The organism is Streptomyces huiliensis (genome assembly GCF_020037025.1).
Lineage (GTDB): Bacteria > Actinomycetota > Actinomycetes > Streptomycetales > Streptomycetaceae > Streptomyces > Streptomyces huiliensis.
Genome location: NZ_JAIQLH010000476.1, coordinates 1 through 2,038 on the forward strand (window position 1 = coordinate 1; position 2,038 = coordinate 2,038).

The window sequence follows — 2,038 nt, forward strand, 5'->3', positions numbered from 1 at the left end:
ACCGCCCGCGCCAAGGGCCTCGGCCGCCGCACGGTCTTCTTCCGTTACGCCTGGCGGGGGGCGCTGACGCCGATCGTCACCCTCTTCGGCATCGACCTGGGCTCGCTGTTCGGCGGCGCGATCGTCACCGAGTTCACCTTCAGCCTGCACGGGCTCGGCCGGCTCGCCGTCTCGTCCGTGAGCGAGACGGACCTGCCCACGCTGATGGCCGTGATGCTCGTCGCCTGTACGGCGATCGTCGTCGCCAACATCGTCGTCGACGCGGCGTACGCGGTGATCGACCCGCGGGTGCGGCTCGGTTGAGGCGCCGGTCCCGGTGCCGCCCCCAGGACACGCGAGGAGTCACCCCCCGATGAACGCCACCCCACCGCCGCCCGGCCCCGCGGAAGCGCAGCCGCCCCCGCCCTTCCTCTCCATCCGCGACCTGCGCGTCCGCTTCCGCACCGAGGACGGCGTCGTCAAGGCCGTCGACGGGCTCTCCCTCGGCCTGGAGCGCGGACGCACCCTCGGCATCGTCGGCGAGTCCGGCTCCGGCAAGTCCGTCACCGCCCTGACCGTCCTCGGCCTGCACGACCCGCGCACCACCGAGGTCACCGGGCAGGTGCTGCTGGACGGGCAGGAGGTGACGGGCGCGTCCGAGTCCGCGCTGGAGCGGCTGCGCGGCGCCAAGGCCGCGATGGTGTTCCAGGACTCGCTGACCGCCCTCTCCCCGTACTACACGGTCGGCCGGCAGATCGCGGAGCCGTACCGCAAGCACACCGGCGCCTCCCGGCGGGCGGCCCGGCTGCGGGCGGTCGAGATGTTGGACCGGGTCGGCATCCCGCACCCGGCGCGGCGCGTCGACGACTACCCGCACCAGTTCTCCGGCGGCATGCGCCAACGCGCCATGATCGCCATGGCGCTGGTCTGCGACCCCGAGCTGCTGATCGCCGACGAACCGACCACCGCCCTGGACGTCACCGTGCAGGCGCAGATCCTCGACCTGCTCAAGGAGCTCCAGCGGGAGACCGGTTCGGCGATCGTCCTCATCACGCACGACCTGGGCGTGGTGGCCCGCACGGCGGACGACCTGCTGGTGATGTACGCGGGACGGGCCGTGGAGCGCGGCTCCGTCCGGGAGGTGCTGAGCGATCCGCGTCACCCGTACACGTGGGGCCTGCTGGGCTCGATGCCGAGGCTGTCCTCCGACCCGGACGCGCCGCTGGTCCCCGTCCCGGGCGCGCCGCCCAGTCTGCTGGCGCCGCCGCCCGGCTGCCCGTTCCACCCGCGCTGCGCCTGGACCGGGGAGGTGCCGGGTGACCGCTGCGCCGGCGAGCGCCCGGATCTGCCCGCCGGCCGCGGCGCGGCCTGCCACCTGCCGCCGGGGCGGCGGCACCCCGACTTCATCGACGCGCCGGCGGGTCCGAGGAGCGAGGCATGACGGACGACATCCTGGTCGCCGAGGGGCTGACCAAGCACTTCCCCGTCCTGGGCGGCTTCCCGGTCCGGCGCCGGGTGGGCGCGGTACGGGCCGTGGACGGCGTCGACCTGGCCGTCCGGGCCGGGGAGGGCTTCGGGCTCGTCGGCGAGTCCGGCTGCGGCAAGTCCACCACCGGGCGGCTGCTCACCCGGCTGCTGGAACCGACCGCCGGCCGGATCACCTATCAGGGTGAGGACATCACCCACGCGGGCCGCCGGCAGCTCGCGCCCGTCCGCTCCCAGATCCAGATGATCTTCCAGGACCCGTACTCGTCCCTGAACCCCCGGCAGACCGTGGGCCGGATCATCGCGGGACCGATGGAGGTCAACGGCATCCGCCCGCGTGGCGGCCGGGAGGCCCGGGTCCGGGAGCTGCTCGACACCGTGGGGCTCAACCCCGAGCACTACAACCGCTTCCCGCACGAGTTCAGCGGCGGGCAGCGGCAGCGCGTCGGCATCGCCCGCGCGCTCGCCCTCGAACCCCGGGTCATCATCGCGGACGAGCCGGTCTCCGCGCTGGACGTGTCCATCCAGGCCCAGGTGGTCAACCTGCTGAAGACGCTGCGGCGGGACCTGGGCA

General features: G+C 74.1%; 3 protein-coding genes. All 3 read left to right on the forward strand.

Annotated elements, in window-relative coordinates; all coding sequences use genetic code 11:
• On the forward strand, window positions 1-303 hold a 303-nt coding region (locus JNW98_RS35255), incomplete at its 5' end, for an ABC transporter permease subunit (protein ID WP_223772341.1).
• Window positions 304-352: 49 nt separating this feature from the next.
• The gene (locus JNW98_RS35260; RefSeq protein ID WP_223772342.1) at window positions 353-1,420 is read left to right on the forward strand and encodes an ABC transporter ATP-binding protein; all 1,068 of its coding nucleotides are present in this window, start codon (window positions 353-355) and stop codon (window positions 1,418-1,420) included.
• Window positions 1,417-2,038, forward strand: a 622-nt coding sequence (locus tag JNW98_RS35265; RefSeq protein WP_223772343.1) for an ATP-binding cassette domain-containing protein, incomplete at its 3' end; no start/stop codon positions are given. The genes JNW98_RS35260 and JNW98_RS35265, both read left to right, overlap by 4 nt.

Bases quoted from the DNA above. Each gene is read 5' to 3' on its own strand.
- JNW98_RS35260 (WP_223772342.1), top strand. From the start codon at position 353: ATGAACGCCACCCCACCGCCGCCCGGCCCCGCGGAAGCGCAGCCGCCC.